We start from the raw sequence: 18,649 nt of genomic DNA on the forward strand, positions 1-18,649 counted from the left end.
CGGCGGCCGGGGTCCGTGAGCTGTGATCATCAACGATCGCGTACATCACCAGGATCACCCGAGCCTCGACACGATTGCAGTCGTCGGTGAGGCTCCAGAAAACGTCGTGATGTGCCCCGGATGGGGATGCTGGCACCCCGCGCATTCGGGTGGCTGCAGCACTGGTGCAAATGCGCCGGTAGGAGTGTCATATCCGCATGACCTCGACCGGCGCGCGCATCACAGTGCTCCTCGCAGACGACAACCTGCTCGTCCGCGAGGGCGTTCGGGCGTTGCTGCGCGTCGCCGGTGACATCGACGTCGTCGCGATGGCCGAGGACTACGACAGCCTCGTGGCTCGAGCCGACGAGCACCGGCCGCAGGTCGTCGTCACCGACATCCGGATGCCGCCGCGGTTCGCCGACGAGGGGATCGAGGGGGCCAAGGAGGTCCGCAAGCGCCTGCCCGGGACGGGGATCGTCGTGCTCTCGCAGTACGACGACCCGGAGTACGCGGTCGCACTGCTGGCCCAGGGGGCGGCCGGGTACGCATACCTGCTCAAGGAGCGGGTGGCGGACGGCGACCGGCTCGCCCGGGCGGTCCGCGAGGTCGCGGCGGGGGGTTCCATGCTCGACCCTGAGATCGTCCAGGCCCTCGTGACACCGGCGCGGAGTGGCGCCGGGCTGTCCGCCGACGAGGAACGGCTGCTCACCATGGTGGCCGAGGGGCGGGCCGTCAAGGCCATCGCCGCCACACTGCAGAGCACGCCCGAAGCGGTCGACCACGCCGTCGAGGAGCTGTTCCTGCATCTCGCCCGCGACGCCAGCTCCGGCGTGCGCGGGGCGTTGGAGCGGCTGCGCAAGCTGCACACCGCGATCCTGGAGCGCGAGGAGCAGGGCGAGACGCTCACCCGGCTGCTGCCGTCCGGGCTGGCGAACAAGCTGCGCGACGACCCCGGCGCGGTCGCGCGCACCGAGCGGCTGATCGTCACCGTGCTGATGTCTGACGTGCGCGGCTACTCCGGCATCGCCGAGCGGTCCGACCCGTCGACGCTGGCGCGTCAGCTGAATGCCCACCGCCGGGCCATGAACGGTGCCATCCTCGACCAAGGGGGCACCGTGATGCAGTATGTGGGCGACGCCGTGATGGCGGTCTTCGGAGCACCGTTCCCGCAGCCGGACCACGCCGAGCGGGCGCTGCGGGCCGCCCTCGACATGCACCGGCGGCAGGCCGTCGTCGACGCCGAGTGGGCGGCCGAGGGGCTGGAACCGTTCGGCATGGGCATCGGCCTGTCCACCGGCGAGGTGGCCGCCGCGCTGCTCGGCAGCGACGAGCGGCTGGAGTACACGCTGGTCGGCGACACCGTGAACCTGGCGCAACGCCTGCAGGACCTCGCCCGCCCGGCCGGCACGACGGTGGCCAGCGAGGCCACCGCGGGGGCCGCGCCGGCGTGGACGTTCCAGCGGCTGGACCCCGTGCGGGTCAAGGGCCGCGACGCTGCCGTGACGGCGTGCCGGGTGGTCGCGCCCGCGGCCGCGCACGACGAGGTGAAGGAGTACAGCCGATGACCGCACTGCTGGCTCAGGGGGTCCGCCGGACGTTCGAGGCGGAGCTGGCGCCCGTCCGTGCACTGCGCGGCGTCGACCTGCGGGTGGACCGCGGCGAGTTCGTCGCGCTGATGGGACCGTCCGGCTGTGGCAAGTCGACCCTGCTGAACATCTTCGCCGGGCTCGACCAGGCCGACGAGGGCGAGGTGGTCGTCGACGACCTCGTGGTGAGCGGCCGCGACGAGAACTGGCTGGCCCGGTTCCGCCGGCACCACGTGGGCATAGTGTTCCAGTTCTTCAACCTGCTCGAGGGCGTCTCTGCGCTGGACAACATCGCGCTGCCGGCGATCCTGGGCGGGCTGCGCCGCCGGGCCGCCGAGTCGCGCGCCCGCGACCTGCTCGACCTGCTGGGCCTCGGCGACCGCACCGAGCAGCTGCCGTCGGTGCTCTCCGGCGGGCAGCGGCAGCGGCTGGCGATCGCCCGCGCGCTGGTCAACGAGCCGGCCGTGCTGCTGGCCGACGAGCCGACCGGCGCTCTGGACAGCGAGGGCGGCGCGGAGATCCTGGAGCTGTTCCGCCGGCTGCACGGCGACGGCCAGACCATCCTCATGGTCACCCACTCCGCCGACGTCGCCGCCGGCGCGTCGCGCGTGGTGCGGATGCGTGATGGTCGCATCGACGGCGACGACGGCGTCCGGATCGGCCCGGCGGCCACCACAGCGGTGGCGGAGGAGCGCGCTCCGTGACCGCTGTCCGCGCCTGGCTGCTCCTGGACACCCGGCGCCGGTGGCGCTCGCTGCTGGTGATGGCGCTGCTGGTGGCGCTGGCCGCCGGCACCGTCATGACGGCGCTGGCCGGCGCCCGCCGCGGCGCCACCGCCGTCGACCGGCTCATGGACCGGACGCTCCCGGCCGACATCGCCGTCCTGCCGAACCAGCCGGGCTTCGACTGGGACGCCGTCCGCGCGCTGCCCGAGGTCGAGGCACTGACGACCTTCGTGCTCACCGCCTCGTACGTGGTCGACGGCGTGCCGCCGGACTCCTTCGCCCTGGCGTTCCCACCGGGCGACGACGAGGTGTTCCGCACCATCGAGCGCCCCGTGGTACTGGAGGGCCGGCTCCCGGATCCCACTCGCGCCGACGAGGTCGCGATCAGCCCGAACTTCGAGGAGACCCGCGGCCTCGGCGTCGGAGACAGCGTCACGCTGCGGCTGTTCGCTCCGGAGACCCAGGACCTTCTCGCCAGCGGCGCCATGTCGCCGCCAGAGCCCGACGGCCCGGTCGTCGACGCCCGGATCGTGGGTGTGATCCGCTCGCCGTGGTTCAGTGACAAGCTCGGCGACGCCGAGGGCGGGCTGTCCCCGTCGCCAGGCCTGGCCGCGCGGTACGGGCCGAACCTGTTCGGCGCCTCGGGACAGGGCATCGCCAACGCGCTGGTCCGGCTGCGCGGCGGCGAGGCGGACCTCCCGGCGTTCAAGGCCGGCCTGGAGGAGGTCAGCGGGCGCAGCGACATCGACTTCATGGACCTGGCCGGGGAGGGCCGGCACGCAGCCGACGTGGCCGACTTCGAGGCCGAGGCGCTGACGGTGTTCGCCGTCGCCGCGGGCGCGGCGGCGGTCTTCCTTGTCGGCCAGGCGGTGGCTCGGTACGCGGCGTCGTCGGCCGCGGACCTGCAGGTGCTGCGTGCGGTCGGTATGACGGTGGGACAGTCCGCCCTGGCCGCGGCCGCCGCACCGGTGGCCGCGGCCGTCGCCGGGGCGATGGCCGGGGCCGCGGCGTCCGTCGTGGCGTCGCGCTGGTTCCCGATCGGCACGGCCGCGCTGTTCGAGCCGGCGCCGGGGTTCGACGTCGACCTGCCAGTCGTCCTGGTGGTCGGCGTGCTCACGTCCGTGCTCGCGGCGCTGGGCGCCGTCACCGCGGCCCGGCTTGCGCTGCGGTCTGCGCGGTCGGCACGCAGCCGGCCGTCGGCGCTGGCCGCGGTGGCGCGGCGGCTGGGCGCGCCGGTGCCGGTGGTGGTCGGCACCCGGTTCGCGCTCGAGCCGGGGCGCGGCCGGCAGGCCGTCCCCGTGCGGCCGGCACTGGTGGGTGCGGTCGTGGGCGTCCTGGGCGTGGTCGCGACGTTCACGTTCTCCGACGGTGTCGACGACGCCGTCGCGAACCCGTCGCGCTTCGGGCAGGTGCATCAGATCGAGGGCTACCTCGGCCTGGAGGGCGAGGACATGGTCCCGGCGCCCGACGTGCTGCGCGTGCTGGCCGCCGAGCCGGACGTCGTCGCCGTGAACGACACCCGTGTCGCGGTGGCCGAGCTGGACCACCGGCCGGTGACCCTGTTCACGCTGGACCCGGTCGGCGCGCCCCTGCAGCCGGTGCTGACGGAGGGGCGGCCACCGGAGGATCCAGCCGAGGTGGCGCTGGCTCCGGACAGCGCCGCGGCGATGGGCGTGTCGGTGGGCGACGTCGTGTCCGTCACCGGCACGGCCGGCGTCCGTGAGATGACGGTCACCGGCCTGGCGTTCGTGCCGGAGGGCGCGCACAACAACTATGTCTCCGGCGGGTGGGTCACTGCGGACGGCTACGACACGCTGTTCGACGCCGACAGCCCGGTCTCGCCGGCGTTCAAGTACCACATGGTGATGGTCGCGCTGCGGCCCGGAAGCGATCCGGCCGAGGTGACCGGCCGGCTCGTCACCGCCGTGACGCCGGTCGTCGCGGCCGCCGCCGAGGCGGCCGGGATGGACCCGGCAGAGCTCGACCCGGCGAACATGCTCTACCCGGCACCGGAGCCCAGCCGGCTGGCGGAGATCCGGCAGGTGCGCACGCTGCCGGTGCTCCTGGCCGGGTTCCTGGCCGTGCTGGCGCTCGGCGCCGTTGGCCACGCGCTGGCCACCGCCGTCCGCCGGCGCCGGCACGAGGTGGCGGTGCTACGGGCGCTCGGGATGACCCGCTGGCAGTCCCGCGGCCTCGTGGTGACGCAGGCGAGCCTGCTGGCGCTGATCGGGCTGGCGGCCGGCGTGCCGCTGGGCCTGGCGCTGGGCCGCACTGTGTGGCGCTACGTCGCGGAGACGACGCCGCTGCTCTACGTCGCGCCGATCGCCGCGCTCGCGCTGCTCCTGGTGGTGCCGCTGGCGCTCGTCGCCGCGAACCTGCTGGCCGCCTGGCCGTCGCACCGGGCCGCGTCGATGCGGGTCGGTTCCGTGCTGAGGGCCGAATGATGACCGCGGCCTGGCTGCGGCTGGACCTCCGCCGCCGCTGGCGCTCGCTGCTCGTACTGGCGTTGCTGGTGGCTCTGGCGACGGCGACGGTGCTGACGGCGGTGGCCGGCGCCAGACGCGGCGCCAGTGCCATGGACCGGCTGCAGGACGCCACCGCGCCGGCCACGCTGCTGGTCGCGCCGGTCACGCCCGGCTTCGACTGGACGCCGGTCCGTGAGCTCCCCGAGGTCGAGGCCCTTGGGCTGGTCGCCCACACCGGCTATGAGATCGACGGCCGGCCCGCACCCGGCTCGTTCATGCTGCCGCCGGCCGACACCGGCACCATGCGCGCGCTGGAGCGTCCGGTCGTACTCGAGGGCCGGTTGGCCGACCCGGCCCGAGCCGACCAGGTGGTGGTGACCCCGGCGTTCACCCGCACCTATGACAAGGGTGTCGGCGACACCGTCGCGCTCGGGCTCTATTCGCCGGAGCAGGTGGACACCGGGCAGGTGCCGGGCGGCGTGCGGATCGGCCTGCTGGGCGGCGACGTGTGGCTGCTGACGTACCCGCAGCAGGCGGCCGCGGTCGAGGCCGGTCTGGAGCCGGACTCCGGCGCGCCGGCGGCCGGCCCGGTCGTCAGCGCCACGATCGTCGGTGTCGTCCGGTCGCCGCTGTTCGGCGACGAGCTCGACAGCCCCGGCGTCCTGGTGCCCTCGGCCGGCCTGTACGCGGCGTACCGGCCGAACCTCCTCGGCACGCGGGGCCTCGCGGCCGTCAGCGCCCTGGTCCGGCTGGCCGGCGGCGAGGACGCGATTCCGGCCTTCCGGGCCGGCCTGGCACGGGTCACCGGGCGGGCCGACATCACGGTGCACGACCTGGCCGGCCCGGCCCGCGCCGTCGGCGACACCCTCAGGTTCGAAGCCACCGCGTTGTACGTCCTCGCCGGCACGGCGACGGTGGCCGCCGCCTTCCTGATCGGCGGGGCGATCAGCCGTCACGTCATCGCGGCACGAGCCGGCCTGCGCGTGCTCTCGGCCGTCGGCATGACCCCCGGCCAAGTCGCCCGCGCCGCGGCGGCCGGCCCGGCGATCGCGGCGGCGGCGGGGACCGTGCTCGGCGTCGCCGGCGCCGTGGTGGCATCGCGATGGTTCCCGGTCGGCTCCGCCTTGTTCCACGAGCCGGCGCCGGGGTTCGACGTCGACGCGGTGGTGCTGCTCCCCGGACTGCTCGGGTTCCCGCTGCTGGTCACCATCGCGGCGGCTGGTGTGGTCGCGGCGGGATGGTCGGCGCGGCGTCCGGCGCGGACGCGCACCTCCGGCGTCACCCGCGCCGCCTCGCGTGCGGGGCTGCCGATGGCGCTGGTCCTGGGCACCCGGTTCGCTCTGGAGCCCGGCACGGCGAGGACCGCCGGCCCGGTCCGGCCGGCGCTCGTCGGGGCCGTGGTCGGGGTGACCGGCGTGCTGGCGGCGCTGACGTTCGCCGCAGCCGCCCGGGATGCGGCGGAGAACCCGGCCCGGTTCGGCGTCGTCCACCAGGTGGAGGCTTGGGTCGGCTTCGACCGCGGCGCCTTCGCGCCGGCGGACGACGTGTTCCCGGCGCTCGCCGAGGTGCCGGGCGTCCGCGGGGTCAACGGCATCCGCGGCCAGCTGGGCGAGGCCGGCGGTGCCCAGCTCACCGTGCTCTCGTTCAGCCCGGTCGGTGAGCCGTTGGGATACCTCGTCGCCGCCGGCCGCATGCCGGCCGGCGCGGACGAGGTCCTGATCTCGCGCAGCGCGGCCGATGCCTTGAGCCTGCGCATGGGCGACGCCCTCCCGCTCGCCGGGACCGCGGGCGAGGCCGACCTGACCGTCGTCGGCATCGGCGTCCTCGGTCCCGGATTCGGGCGGGCGGCGCTCGTCTCGGCCGCGGCATACGAGGCCCTGTTCGATGGCGCGTTCCTGTACGAGTACGCCGAGATCGGCCTGGAGCCCGGCGTCGAGCCGGAGACGATCATTCCTCGGCTGGCCGAGGCGGCCCCTGACCAGTCCTACGGAGTCCGTCCATTCGAGTTCGACAGCCCCGCGGAGCTGCGGCTCATGCGTTCGGTACCCATCGCCCTCGGCGGTTTCGTGGCTGCGCTGGCCGCCGGAGCCGTCGGCCACGCGGTGGTGACGGCGGTCCGGCGCCGTCGGCGGGAAGTGGCGGTGCTGCGCGCGCTGGGCATGACGCCCAGGCAGTCCCGGGTCGCGGTGACGACGCAGTCAGTCGTCCTGGCGCTCGTCGGGCTGGCCTTCGGCGTTCCGCTCGGCATCGCCCTGGGACGCACCGTCTGGCGTTCGGTCGCGCACGCCATGCAAGCGCACTACCTGCCGCCGGCGGTGTGGCGTGAGGTGGCCCTCGTGGCGCTGCTCTCGCTGCTCACGGCCGGGCTGCTCGCACTCTGGCCGTCGCGGCGTGCGGCCACCATGCGGGTCGGACACGTGCTGAGGGCCGAGTGATGACGGCGGCGTGGCTGCGGGTGGACCTGCGCCGGCGGTGGCGCTCGCTGCTGGTGCTGGCGCTGCTGGTGGCCGTGGCCGCGGCGACCGTGATGACGGCGCTCGCGGGCGCCCGCCGCGGGGAGACCGCCGTCGACCGCCTGGTGCAACGGACGCTGCCGGCGACGGCCGTGGTGCTGCCGAACAGCGCCGGCTTCGACTGGGACCCGGTGCGCCGGCTGCCCTCGGTCGAGGCGCTGGCGGTGTGGCCGCTCGGACAGGTCGAGGTCGCCGGCTCCACCGGCGACCCGGACACATGGGTCATGGACGAGGCCGCGTTGCGCGACATCGAGCGGCCGGTCGTGCTCGACGGCCGGCTGCCCGATCCCGATCGCCTCGACGAGGCGGTCGTCACCGCGGCCTGGCCGGACGCCCAGGGCAGCGGCGTCGGCGACTCCATCGATGTGCGGCTGCTCTCGCCGGAGGCCGTCGACCTCTACCACCTCGAGCAGGCCGAGCCCGAAGTGGCGACCGGGCCGCGGCTGGACGTGACGATCGTCGGCGTGGTCCGCTCGCCGTGGTTCAGCGATGCTCCCGACGGCGCGGGCGGAGTGGTGCTGTCGCCGGCCGTGCTGGCCGCGTACCCGGAGAGCTTCTACGGCGCCCAGAACACCGCCCGCAGCAACGCGCTGGTGCGGCTGGCGCCCGGACCGGGAGCGACCGAGCGGTTCGCCGGCGAGCTCGCCGCCGCCACCGGCCGGTCCGACATCGACGTCTGGGACCTGGGCGAGGTCATCCACGCCCGCCAGCGCGACCTCACCGCGTTCGAGGCGGCCGGGTTGCGGGTGTTCGCCCTGGTCGCGGCCGCCGCGGCGGTGGTCCTGGTGGGCCAGGCGGTGGCCCGGAACACCGCCGCGACGGTGAACGACCTGCGGGTGCTCCAGGCGCTCGGGCTGACCCCTGGCCAGGCGCTGCGCGTCGCGGTGACCGGTCCCGCGCTGGCCGCGACCGCCGGTGCGCTGCTCGCGGTCGCCGGCGCCGTCGTGGCGTCGCGCTGGTTCCCCATCGGCGCGGCGGCACCGGCCGAGCCGGATCCCGGGTTCGACGCCGACTCGGTCGTGCTCGGTGCCGGGCTGGTCCTCACCCCGGCGCTGGTGACGCTGGGCGCCGTCCTGTCCGCCGCGGCGGCGTTGCGCGCCGCCGACAGCGCCGCTCCGGGCCGCCGATCCGTCGTCGCCACCGCCGCGGCGCGGGCCGGGCTGCCGGTCGCCGCGGTCGTAGGCGCCCGGTTCGCGCTGGAGCCCGGCCGCGGCCGGCGCGCCCTGCCGGTACGGCCGGCGCTGGCCGGCGCGGTGTTCGGCGTGCTCGGCGTCATCGCGGCGTTCACGTTCTCCGACGGCGTCGACGACGTCGCCGCCCATCCGGAGCGGCTCGGCGTCGTCCACGACCTCACCCTGTACGTCGGCCTCGACGGCCAGGACGGCGAGGACGTCCTGCCGGCAGCGCGGGAGCTGTTCACGGCGGTGGCCGGCGTCGACGGGGTTCGTGGCGTCAACGACACCCGATCCGCCGTGGCCGAGACCGGCGCCCGGCCGCTCGCCGTCCTCACCTCCGACCCTGTCGGCGAGCCTCTGGACGTCGTCGTCACCGAGGGCCGGCGGCCGGAGGCGGCCGGCGAGATCATGCTCGGCCCGGACTCCGCACGTCAGCTCGACGCCGGCGTCGGCGACACGATCGAGCTCACGGGGACCGCGGGCCAGGACGGCCTGACCGTGGTCGGCGTCGGGCTGATGCCGGAGCTTTCGCACAACCGCTACACCGACGGCGGACTCGTCACGGCGGCGACCTACGACGGGCTGTTCGACGGCTTCCGCTTCCACGCCGGCTTCGTCGACCTGGAACCCGGGGTGACGCTCGACGACATCGGTCAGGAGCTCGCCGAGGCGGCGGCCACGGTACCGGGCGGCGAGAACGTCGCGCCGGAGCCGGTGGAGCCGCCGTCGCCGGTGGCCGAGCTGGCGTCCATACGTGAGCTGCCGGTCATCCTCGCCGCTTTCCTCGCGGTGCTCGCGCTGGGCGCCGTCGGGCACGCGCTGGCGACCGCGGTGCGGCGGCGCCGGCACGAGATGGCCGTGCTGCGGGCCGTCGGGATGACCCGGCCGCAATCACGGGCCGTCGTGGCGACGCAGGCGTCGGTCCTGGCCCTGGCCGGTCTGGTGGCCGGCGTCCCGCTGGGCGTCGCGCTCGGGCGCGTGGTGTGGCGGTACGTCGCCGAGACCACGCCGCTGTTCTACGTGCCGCCGGTGGCCGCCACCGCGCTCGCGCTGGTCGTGCCGGCGGCGCTGGTGGCGGCGAACCTGCTGGCGGCGTGGCCGTCGCACCGGGCCGCGTCGATGCGGGTCGGTTCCGTCCTGAGGGCTGAGTGATGACGGGGGCGTGGCTGCGGCTGGAGTTGCGGCGGCGGTGGCGTTCACTGCTGGTGCTGGCGCTGCTGGTGGCGTTCGCGACCGCGGCCGTGCTGACGGCGGTGGCCGGCGCCCGGCGCGGCGAGAGCGCCGTCGAGCGTCTGGAGCACAGCACGCTGCCGGCCACGGCGGAGGTGTTGCCCGGCGACCCGGGGTTCGACTGGGACGCGGTCCGCGCGCTGCCGGGCGTCGCGGCCGTCGGCGAGGTGGCGTTCGCCAGTTACGAGCTGGACGGCGTGCCGGTGGAGGGTCCAGTACCGGCCGACCTGGACGTCCTGAGGACGGTGGAACGCCCGGTGGTCTTCGAGGGCCGGCTCGCCGACCCTGGGCGGCTCGACGAGGCGATCGTGACGCCGCGGTTCGTCCGGACGTACGGCCGCGGCGTCGGCGACACCGTCACGGTGCGCCTCTACCGACCCGAAACGCTGGCCGCCGCGATAGTCGACTGGCGTGGCGGTAGCTCGGCGGACGGGGCCGGCCTCCCACCGGCGGACGGGCCATCGGTGCGGATCCGCATCGTCGGTGTGGTGCGCTCGGCGCTGCTCACCGATACGGAGGGCGCGCCGGGCTGGCTGGTCCCCGCGGCCGCCTTCTTCACGGCGTACGCGCCGAACCTGCTGCGCGATCCGGGCGACACGAGAGGGCTGGTCCGGCTGGACGACGGCGGCAGCGGCTACGCGGCCTTCAAGGACGCGCTGGCCGAGTACACCGGCCGGACCGACCTCACGATGTGGAACCATGCCGCGGCGTCCGTCTTCGTCCAGGGAATCATCGACATCGAGACGACGGCCGTCAACGGCTTCGCCGTCGCCGCCACGGCCGCCGCCGTGTTCCTGGTGGGCCAGGCGATCGCCCGCTACGCCGCGGCGTCCGTGACCGAGCTGCGGGTGCTCGGCGCGCTGGGGCTCACGCCGCGGCAGCAGGTGGCAGCGGCGGCGACGGGCCCGGTGCTCGCCGGCGTGGCCGGGGTCACGGCCGGAGCCGGCGCGGCCGTGCTCGCGTCGGCGTGGTTCCCGGTCGGGACGGCGGCGCACCGCGAGCCGACGCCCGGCATCGAAGCGGACTGGCCGGTGCTCGCTGGCGGGTGGTGCGCCGTGGTGGCCTCGGTGGCGGCGGGTGCGGCGCTCGCAGCCGTCGCCACGTTGCGAGCGGACCGGGTGGCCGGCTCGCCACGCCGCTCGCCGGTCGCGGACGCGGTCAACCGCACCATGCCGTCGCTGGCCGTGGTGCTCGGCACGCGGCTGGCACTGGAGCCGGGACGCGGCCGGCGGGCCGTGCCCGTCCGGCCGGCGCTGACCGGCGCCGTCGCCGGGGTCGCGGGCACGGTGGCCGCACTCACCCTGGCGGCCGGCGTCAACGACGCCCAGACCACCCCCGCCCGGTACGGCCAGGTGCACGCGCTGGAGGCTCCGCTGGACGCCGCCGGCGACGGCACGGCCGCGCGGGTCCTGTCGTTGCTCGCGGCCGACCCGGAGGTCGCCGCCGTCAACGACAGCCGGTCGGCGGTGGCGCAGGCCGGCGCGACCAACCCGATGGTCTACTCCTTCCAGCCGGTGGCCACGCCGCTGCCGGTCATCGTGGACGAGGGGCGGATGCCGGCCGCCGCCGACGAGGTCGCGCTGGGCCCGTACGTGGCCGAGCTGCTGTCGGTCCGCGTGGGTGACACTGTCGAGCTGACCGGGACCCGGGCGTCACATCGATTCACGGTCACCGGGCTTGCCTTCCTGCCGGAGGGGCCGGAGAACTACAACGTCGACGGTGCCTGGGTCAGCGCGGCCGGGTTCGACGCGCTGTTCGACGCCCCCGCCTTCCACGTCGCCCACATCGCGCTGCGCGACGGCGCCGACCCGGCGGCCGTGGCCGAGCGGCTGGACCGGGCCGTGTCGACGGTCGCAGCGGACCAGGCGGTGACGCCGGCGCTGCAGCGCGACCACTCGGTGGAGCTACGCGTGATACGCGCGATCCCGCTCTACCTTTCAGTGTTCCTCGCCGTGCTCGCCCTGGCCGCCGTCGGGCACGCGCTGGCCGTGGCGGTCCGCCGGCGGCGGCACGACCTCGCTGTGCTGCGCGCCGCCGGGCTGACCGGCCGGCAGTGCCGTGCCGCGGTCGTCACCCAGGCGGTGGTCATCGTGCTGGCCGGGCTGGCGATCGGCGCGCCGCTCGGCGTCGCGGCCGGCCGCTGGCTGTGGCGCTACGTCACCGACGCGACGGTGACGCACTACGTGCCGCCACCGGTGCTGCCGGCGCTGGTCGTCGTGGTCCCCGTGGCGCTGCTGGCCGCCGTCGCGCTGGCAGTGTGGCCGGCCCGGCGGGCGGGGTCGTTCCCCGTTTGGCAGGCCTTGAGAGCGGAATGAGGAGGTGGCCGGCATGAACGCGACACTCGCCGCGGCCCGGGCTCGGAACCGGCGCGACGTGGCGCTGTGGGCCGGATGGGCGTCCCTGGTCGCGGGCACTGTCGCCCTCACGGTGTGGGCGCTGCGCACGCTGATCGACGTGCCGGGGGAGCTGCTGCCGTGGGCGCTGCTCGGGCTGGCCGCGGTCCCGGTCGCCGTGACGGCGGCCGCCGTGCCCCGGCTGCGTCGCCGCGCGGGCGCCGTCGCCGGCCCGTCGTTCGTGTTCTGCGGGCTGGTGCTCACGGTGCTGGCCGTCTACCTGGTCGTGGTGATCGGGCTGGGCAGCGAGGTCGACGAGGACGGGCAGGGCGTGTTGGCGTTCTCGATGCTGGCCGCGCTGACGGCGGTCCTGCTGGCCGAGCCGGTGCGCGTCCGGCTGCGCGAGCTGGCCGAGCAGTGGGCCGGCCGGCCGCAGCGGCCGGCGTCCTCGGCGCTGGAGACGTTCGGGTCGCGGATGACCCGCGCCGTCCCGATGGACGAGCTGCTGCTGCAGCTGGCCGAGACGCTCCGCTCGACCCTCGGACCGCTCGGCGCGGAGGTGTGGACAGGCGAGGACGGCGTACTGGAACGGACGGTCTCGGTGCCGGAGCGCGGCCGCGGCCGGCTGGCCCTCGCCGGGGCCGAGCTGGCCGCCGTCAGCCGGGCGCGGGTCTCCGGCAACGCGTGGGCGGCGATGTGGTTGCCGTCGGTTCTGGCCGGCGCCGGCGAGCCGGGACGGCGGTCGGTACGGGTCGCGTCGGTGACGCACCTGGGCCGGCTGCTCGGGCTGCTCGTGGTGGTGCGCTCCACGGAAGACCGTCCGTTCAGCGACGACGATGACCGCGTGCTGACCGACCTCGCCCGGCAGGTCGGCCTGGCGCTGCACAACGTCCGTCTCGACTCCGCGCTGCAGGCCTCGCTGGAGGAGCTGCGCCGCCGCAACGCCGAGCTGCAGGCGTCGCGGGCCCGCATCGTCTCCGCGGCCGACGCGTCGCGGCGGCAGATCGAGCGGAACCTGCACGACGGCGCGCAGCAGCGGCTCGTCGCGCTTGCGGTGAAGCTCGGGCTGGCCCGCAGGCTGGCGACCGGCGACGCGGCGGCCCTGCTGGACGAGCTGCGCACCGACGTCCAGGAGACGCTGACGGAACTGCGCGAGCTGGCGCACGGCATCTACCCGCCGCTGCTGCGCGAGCACGGCCTCGGCGAGGCGCTGCGCAATGCCGCGAACCGGGCCGCCGTGCCCACCCGCGTGGAGCCGGCGACCGACCTGCGGTATCCGCCGGAGGCCGAGGCGGCGGTGTACTTCTGCTGCCTCGAAGCGATGCAGAACGCCGCCAAGCACGCCGGCCCGGGCGCGTCGGTGACGGTCCGGGTGAACGGCTCTGCGGCCGGCGGCCTGGAGTTCGAGGTCGCAGATGACGGCGCCGGCTTCGACCCCACGACCACCGGCGAGAGCCACGGCTTCGTCAACATGCGCGACCGCCTCGGCGCGTTCGGCGGCGAGCTGACGGTCGACAGCGCGCCCGGCGCGGGCGCCTCCGTCCGAGGGACGCTGCCGACGGCCGCTCTGGCACCGCGCGAACGGGCCGCGGAGGCGGGCCGGCCATGAGCGGGCGGCTGACTCGGCCGCGGCTGGACCCGATCACGTCCCGCCGATTCATCGGCGCGGCCGTCGCGACGGTGTGGCTGCTGGTGCTGGCCTGCATCGCGCTGGTGCTGGTCACCGACGAACTGGTGAGCGACGCCGGCCGCCCGGACCTGACCCAGGGCCTGACCGAAGGCTTCATGTACGTCCTGGCGATGCTCAGCGCACTGGTGGTCGGGTCCGCCCTGACGATCCGCCGGCCTCGGCACCCGGTCGGATGGCTCTTCCTCCTCCTTGGCGCGCTTCAGGCCGTCGGCCCGGCCATGACCGGCTATGCCGCCTATGGCGCGGTCGCCCGGCCGGGAAGCCTGCCGTTCGCGGCAGTGGTCGCAGTGGTGGCCGACTCCGCGTACCTGCTGTGGTTCGTCGCCATCGCGCTGGTGTTCCACCTGACGCCGGACGGCCGGCCGCTCTCGCCGGCGTGGGGCCGGCTGGCGTGGGCGACGGTGATCAGCGGAGTGGTCGCCATCGGCTCCGCGTTCGTCACGAAGGCGAACCTCGACCCGCCCCTGGCCGAGATCGAGACCCCGGTGCCGCTGACCGGCGTGGCTGACGAGCTCGACGCGGTCCGTGTCGCCGCGGGGATCGCCACCGGTCTCGGCGTGCTGGTCGGTGCGCTGTCGCTGCTGGTGCGCTTCCGCCGGGCCGCCGGCCGGGAGCGCCGGCAGCTGCTCTGGCTGGCGCCGGCCGCTGTGCTGATCCCGGTGCTGGTGGCGGCGGCGTTCGTGACGTCCTACCTGGACTACCAGGCCGTCCTCGACGTGGTCGGTGGGCTCTTCCTCATCCTGCTGCCGGTGGCGACGGGGCTGGCGATCACGCGGTACCACCTGTTCGACGTCGACCGGATCCTCAGCCGCGCACTGACATACGCGCTGCTCAGCGCCGTCCTGGCCGCCGTCTACGTCGTCGTGGTGGTCGCCGCCGGAGCCGCGGTGGGCGAGTCGCAGCTGTCCGCCGTCGTCGCCACCCTCGCCGCGGTGAGCGTGGCCGGTGCGGCGCGCCGCCGGCTGCAGGACGCCGTCGACCGCCGATTCAACCGGCGCCGGTTCGAGGCCGTGCGCATGGTCCGCGAGCACGTCCACGACCCGGCGCCGGACGTGACCATCGACGACGTGCTCCGCCGTGCGCTCGGCGACCCGGACCTGCGAGTGGCCTACTGGGTGGAGGGTCGCGGCGAGTGGGTCACGGGCGACGGGCGGCCAACGGTCGCGGGCGACGACGACGTCCGGCTGTCCGGACCGGACCAGCCGATCGCCAGCATCGGCGGAGCGCCCGGCACGCCGCGGGAGCTGCTGCACGCCGTCGTCGCCGCGGCCCGCCCCGAGCTGGACAACGCCGGGCTGCGGGCCGCCGTCGCGCTGCAGCTGGTCGAGGTGCGCGAGTCGCGTGCGCGCATCGTCTCCGCGGCCGACGCGTCGCGCCGGGAGATCGAGCGCAACCTGCACGACGGCGCGCAGCAGCGCCTGGTGGCGCTGGAGGTGAAGCTGGGCCTGGCCCGCCGGCTGGCGTCCGGAGGCACCGCCGTGCTGCTGGACGAGCTGCGCACCGACGTGCATGAGACGCTGACCGAGCTTCGCGACCTGGCGCACGGCATCTACCCGCCGCTGCTGCGCGAGCACGGGCTGGGCGAGGCGCTGCGCTCGGCCGCCGGGCGCGCCGCCCGCCCGACCACCGTCGACGTCGCCACCGAGCGCCGGTTCGAGCCCGGCGCCGAGGCAGCCGTCTACTTCTGCTGCCTCGAGGCCATGCAGAACGCCGGGAAGCACGCGGGCGTGGGGGCGTCGGTGACGGTGCGCGTCGCAGAGGCGGCGGACGGCGGGCTGGAGTTCGAGGTGTGCGACGACGGTGCCGGCTTCGACCCCGCGGCCACGGGCGAGAGCCACGGGTTCGTGAACATGCGCGACCGCCTCGGCGCGCTCGGTGGCCGGCTGACCGTCGAGAGCGGACCGGGCCGGGGCACCGTCGTGCACGGGACGCTGCCGGTATGACCCCGTCCTCGGTGGCCGCAACCGGTACGCTCCCACCCGTGACCACAGGCACCCGGGTCCGCGTCGTCGTCGCCGACGACGCCCTGCTGGTGCGCGAGGGCGTCCAGCGCGTGCTCGGCCTGTTCCCCGACATCGAGGTCGTCGGCGTGGCCGGCGACCTCGACGGCCTGCTCGCCGCCGTCGACGAACACCGGCCCGACGTCGTCGTCACCGACATCCGGATGCCGCCCACGTCCAGCGACGAGGGCATCCGCGCCGCCACCCGGCTGCGGCAGACCGCGCCCGAGACCGGCGTCGTCGTGCTGTCGCAGTACGCCGCGCCCGCGTACGCGCTGGAGCTGCTCTCCGGCGGCTCGCAGCGGCGCGCCTACCTGCTCAAGGAGCGGGTCAGCGAGCCCGACCAGCTGGCCGCCGCGGTCCGCGAGGTGGCCCGCGGCGGCAGCGTCGTCGACCCGCGCGTCGTCGAGGTTCTGGTCGCCGGCACCCGTCCGGCCGGCGACCCGCTCGCCGGGCTGACGAAGCGCGAGCTGGAGGTGCTCGAGCAGATCGCGCAGGGCAAGAGCAACGCCGGGGTGGCCGCAGCCCTGGTGCTGACCGAACGCGCCGTCGAGAAACACATCAACGCGCTGTTCGCCAAGCTCGGCCTCACCGCCGAGCCCGACGTGCACCGCAGGGTCACCGCCGTCCTGCTGTACCTCGCCTCGCTGCGCTGACGGGCTGGGGGTGCTGGCACCCCTCCGGGACTGGTGGTGTCCGGGTGGCCGCGGAGATCGTGGGAGGGCGATGCTGGTTGCATGGCCGGTAGTGCGCACACCCCCCACGCCGAGGCTCCGCCCGCCGTCGTCGACGTCCTCGTGGTCGACGACCAGGAGACCTACCTGTCCGTCGCGCGGTTCGTGGTCGGCGCCACGCCCGGGTTCCGGGTGGCCGGCGAAGCCACCAGCGGCGAAAACGCGGTCACGCAGGCGGCGGCGCTGCGGCCCGGGCTCGTCCTGATGGACATCAACCTGCCCGGCATCTCCGGCCTCGAGGCGACGCGCCGGCTCGTCGCGGCCGCGCCTGACACCGTCGTGCTGCTGATGTCGACGTACCCGGCGTCGGACCTGCCGCAGGACGCCCGGACCAGCGGCGCGCGGGCGTACGTCCACAAGGAGGACCTCGCGCCTGACGTGCTGGTCGCCGTCATGGCGGGGGAGCAGCCGCCCGGCTTCTGACCCGGTGAAAACCTCTCGACCGGCGCGGCCGGCGCGGGCGAGACTGAGCGCATGGGCCACGTCGACCTCAACGCCGTCTCGTTCACGCTGCCCGACGGGCGGGTGCTGCTCGACGACATCTCGTTCCGGGTCGGCGACGGCGCCAAGGTCGCGCTGGTCGGTGCGAACGGGTCGGGCAAGACGACGCTGCTGCGCATCGTCGCCGGCGACCTCGCCCCGCACGGCGGCGCGGTGACACGCAGCGGCGGGGTCGGCGTCATGCGGCAGTTCGTGGCCCGCGGCGCGCAGGACGTCCGCGACCTGCTGCTGTCGGTGGCGCCGCCGCGGGTGCGGGCCGCCGCTGCCGCCGTCGACGCCGCCGAGCTGGCCATGATGGACCGCGACGACGAGCCCACCCAGATGAAGTACGCCGCCGCGCTGGGCGAGTGGGCCGACGCGGGCGGGTACGAGACCGAGGTGCTGTGGGACGTGTGCACCACGGCCGCGCTGGGCATCCCGTTCGAGCGGTGCCGCTGGCGCGAAGTGTCGTCGCTGTCCGGCGGCGAGCAGAAGCGGCTGGTGCTCGAGGCGCTGCTGCGTGGTCCCGACGAGGTGCTGCTGCTGGACGAGCCCGACAACTTCCTCGACGTCCCGGCCAAGCGCTGGCTCGAGGACCGCATCGTGGAGTCGCCGAAGACGGTCCTCTATGTCAGCCACGACCGCGAGCTGCTCGATCGCACCGCCACCCGCGTCGTCACCGTCGAGCTGGGCGCGGCCGGCAACACCGCCTGGGTGCATCCAGGTGGGTTCGCCAGCTATCACGAGGCACGGCGCGAGCGGTTCGCCAAGCTCGAGGAGCTGCGCCGGCGCTGGGACGAGGAGCACGCCAAGCTCAAGGCGCTGGTGCTCATGTACAAGCAAAAGGCCGCCTACAACGACGGCCTGGCCTCGCGGTACCAGGCCGCGCAGACCCGGCTGCAGAAGTTCGAGGACGCCGGCCCGCCCCAGGCCATCCCGCGCGAGCAGAACGTCCGCATGCGGCTGCGCGGCGGGCGCACCGGCAAGCGCGCCGTCATCTGTGAGTCGCTGGAGATGACCGGGTTGATGAAGCCGTTCGACCTGGAGGTCTGGTACGGCGAGCGGGTCGCCGTGCTCGGTTCGAACGGCTCCGGCAAGTCGCACTTCCTGCGGCTGCTGGCCGCCGGCGGGTCCGACCCGGAGCCCGAGCACCAGCCCGTCGACGACGTGCCGATCGCGCCGGTGCTACACACGGGGCTCGCGCGGCTGGGCGCGCGGGTGCGGCCCGGCTGGTTCGCGCAGACGCACGACCACCCGGAGCTCATCGGCCGCAGTCTGCTGGAGATCCTGCATCGCGGCGACGGCCGCCGGGCCGGGATGCCCCGCGAGGAGGCCAGCCGGGCGCTGGACCGTTACGAGCTCGCCCACGCCGGCGAGCAGAGGTTCGAGTCGCTGTCCGGCGGACAGCAGGCGCGGCTGCAGATCCTGCTGCTGGAGCTGTCCGGCGCCACGTTGCTGCTACTCGACGAGCCCACCGACAACCTCGACCTCGTGTCGGCCGAGGCCCTCCAGGACGGGCTGGCGGCCTTCGACGGGACGGTGCTCGCGGTCACCCACGACCGCTGGTTCGCCCGCGACTTCGACCGCTTTCTGGTCTTCGGCGCCAACGGCTCGGTCTACGAGTCACCGGAGCCGGTCTGGGACGAGGGCCGCGTCACCCGGGTGCGCTGACGGTGCGGGTCGACGTCACCGCCGACGCGGGACGAGTTCCGGCAGCGGGCACACGCCTGGCGGGA

At 75.1% G+C, this 18,649-nt stretch carries 11 protein-coding genes; all 11 read left to right on the top strand.

The genetic code is table 11. The features are described from left to right. The first annotated feature begins 197 nt into the window (after nucleotides 1-197). The gene (locus tag E1262_RS04245) at nucleotides 198-1,547 is read left to right on the top strand and encodes an adenylate/guanylate cyclase domain-containing protein (protein WP_132101785.1); all 1,350 of its coding nucleotides are present in this window, start codon (nucleotides 198-200) and stop codon (nucleotides 1,545-1,547) included. After that, nucleotides 1,544-2,272, top strand: coding sequence for an ABC transporter ATP-binding protein (locus E1262_RS04250; protein ID WP_132101786.1), 729 nt, complete (start codon nucleotides 1,544-1,546; stop codon nucleotides 2,270-2,272). The genes E1262_RS04245 and E1262_RS04250 overlap by 4 nt, the downstream gene beginning before the upstream one ends. Next, nucleotides 2,269-4,737 (top strand): ABC transporter permease, encoded by a 2,469-nt coding sequence (locus E1262_RS04255; RefSeq protein WP_203453521.1) that lies wholly within the window; start codon nucleotides 2,269-2,271, stop codon nucleotides 4,735-4,737. Before E1262_RS04250 ends, E1262_RS04255 begins: the two co-directional genes overlap by 4 nt. Beyond that, nucleotides 4,734-7,193 carry an FtsX-like permease family protein gene (locus E1262_RS04260; RefSeq protein ID WP_132101787.1) on the top strand — a complete coding sequence of 820 codons (2,460 nt, stop codon included), beginning with the start codon at nucleotides 4,734-4,736 and terminating at the stop codon, nucleotides 7,191-7,193. Before E1262_RS04255 ends, E1262_RS04260 begins: the two co-directional genes overlap by 4 nt. Beyond that, nucleotides 7,193-9,598, top strand: coding sequence for an ABC transporter permease (locus E1262_RS04265; RefSeq protein ID WP_132101788.1), 2,406 nt, complete (start codon nucleotides 7,193-7,195; stop codon nucleotides 9,596-9,598). Before E1262_RS04260 ends, E1262_RS04265 begins: the two co-directional genes overlap by 1 nt. Continuing rightward, nucleotides 9,598-11,991, top strand: a complete 2,394-nt coding sequence (locus tag E1262_RS04270; protein WP_132101789.1) for an ABC transporter permease — start codon at nucleotides 9,598-9,600, stop codon at nucleotides 11,989-11,991. The genes E1262_RS04265 and E1262_RS04270 overlap by 1 nt, the downstream gene beginning before the upstream one ends. A 13-nt stretch (nucleotides 11,992-12,004) precedes the next feature. Then, nucleotides 12,005-13,618: a GAF domain-containing sensor histidine kinase gene (locus E1262_RS04275; RefSeq protein WP_132101790.1), complete on the top strand. Its 1,614-nt coding sequence runs from the start codon at nucleotides 12,005-12,007 to the stop codon at nucleotides 13,616-13,618. Next, entirely contained in the window at nucleotides 13,615-15,642 is a 2,028-nt protein-coding gene (locus E1262_RS04280) for a sensor histidine kinase (RefSeq protein WP_132101791.1), read from the top strand. Before E1262_RS04275 ends, E1262_RS04280 begins: the two co-directional genes overlap by 4 nt. Beyond that, a complete protein-coding gene (locus tag E1262_RS04285; RefSeq protein ID WP_132101792.1) occupies nucleotides 15,639-16,355 on the top strand; it encodes a response regulator transcription factor in 717 nt (238 codons plus the stop codon). The genes E1262_RS04280 and E1262_RS04285 overlap by 4 nt, the downstream gene beginning before the upstream one ends. A gap of 81 nt (nucleotides 16,356-16,436) precedes the next feature. Beyond that, nucleotides 16,437-16,856 carry a response regulator gene (locus E1262_RS04290; protein ID WP_132101793.1) on the top strand — a complete coding sequence of 140 codons (420 nt, stop codon included), beginning with the start codon at nucleotides 16,437-16,439 and terminating at the stop codon, nucleotides 16,854-16,856. Between the two features lie 51 nt (nucleotides 16,857-16,907). Further along, nucleotides 16,908-18,584, top strand: a complete 1,677-nt coding sequence (locus E1262_RS31975) for an ABC-F family ATP-binding cassette domain-containing protein (protein WP_132101794.1) — start codon at nucleotides 16,908-16,910, stop codon at nucleotides 18,582-18,584. The last annotated feature ends 65 nt before the right edge of the window (nucleotides 18,585-18,649 follow it).

This window comes from Jiangella aurantiaca, from assembly GCF_004349105.1.
Lineage (GTDB): Bacteria > Actinomycetota > Actinomycetes > Jiangellales > Jiangellaceae > Jiangella > Jiangella aurantiaca.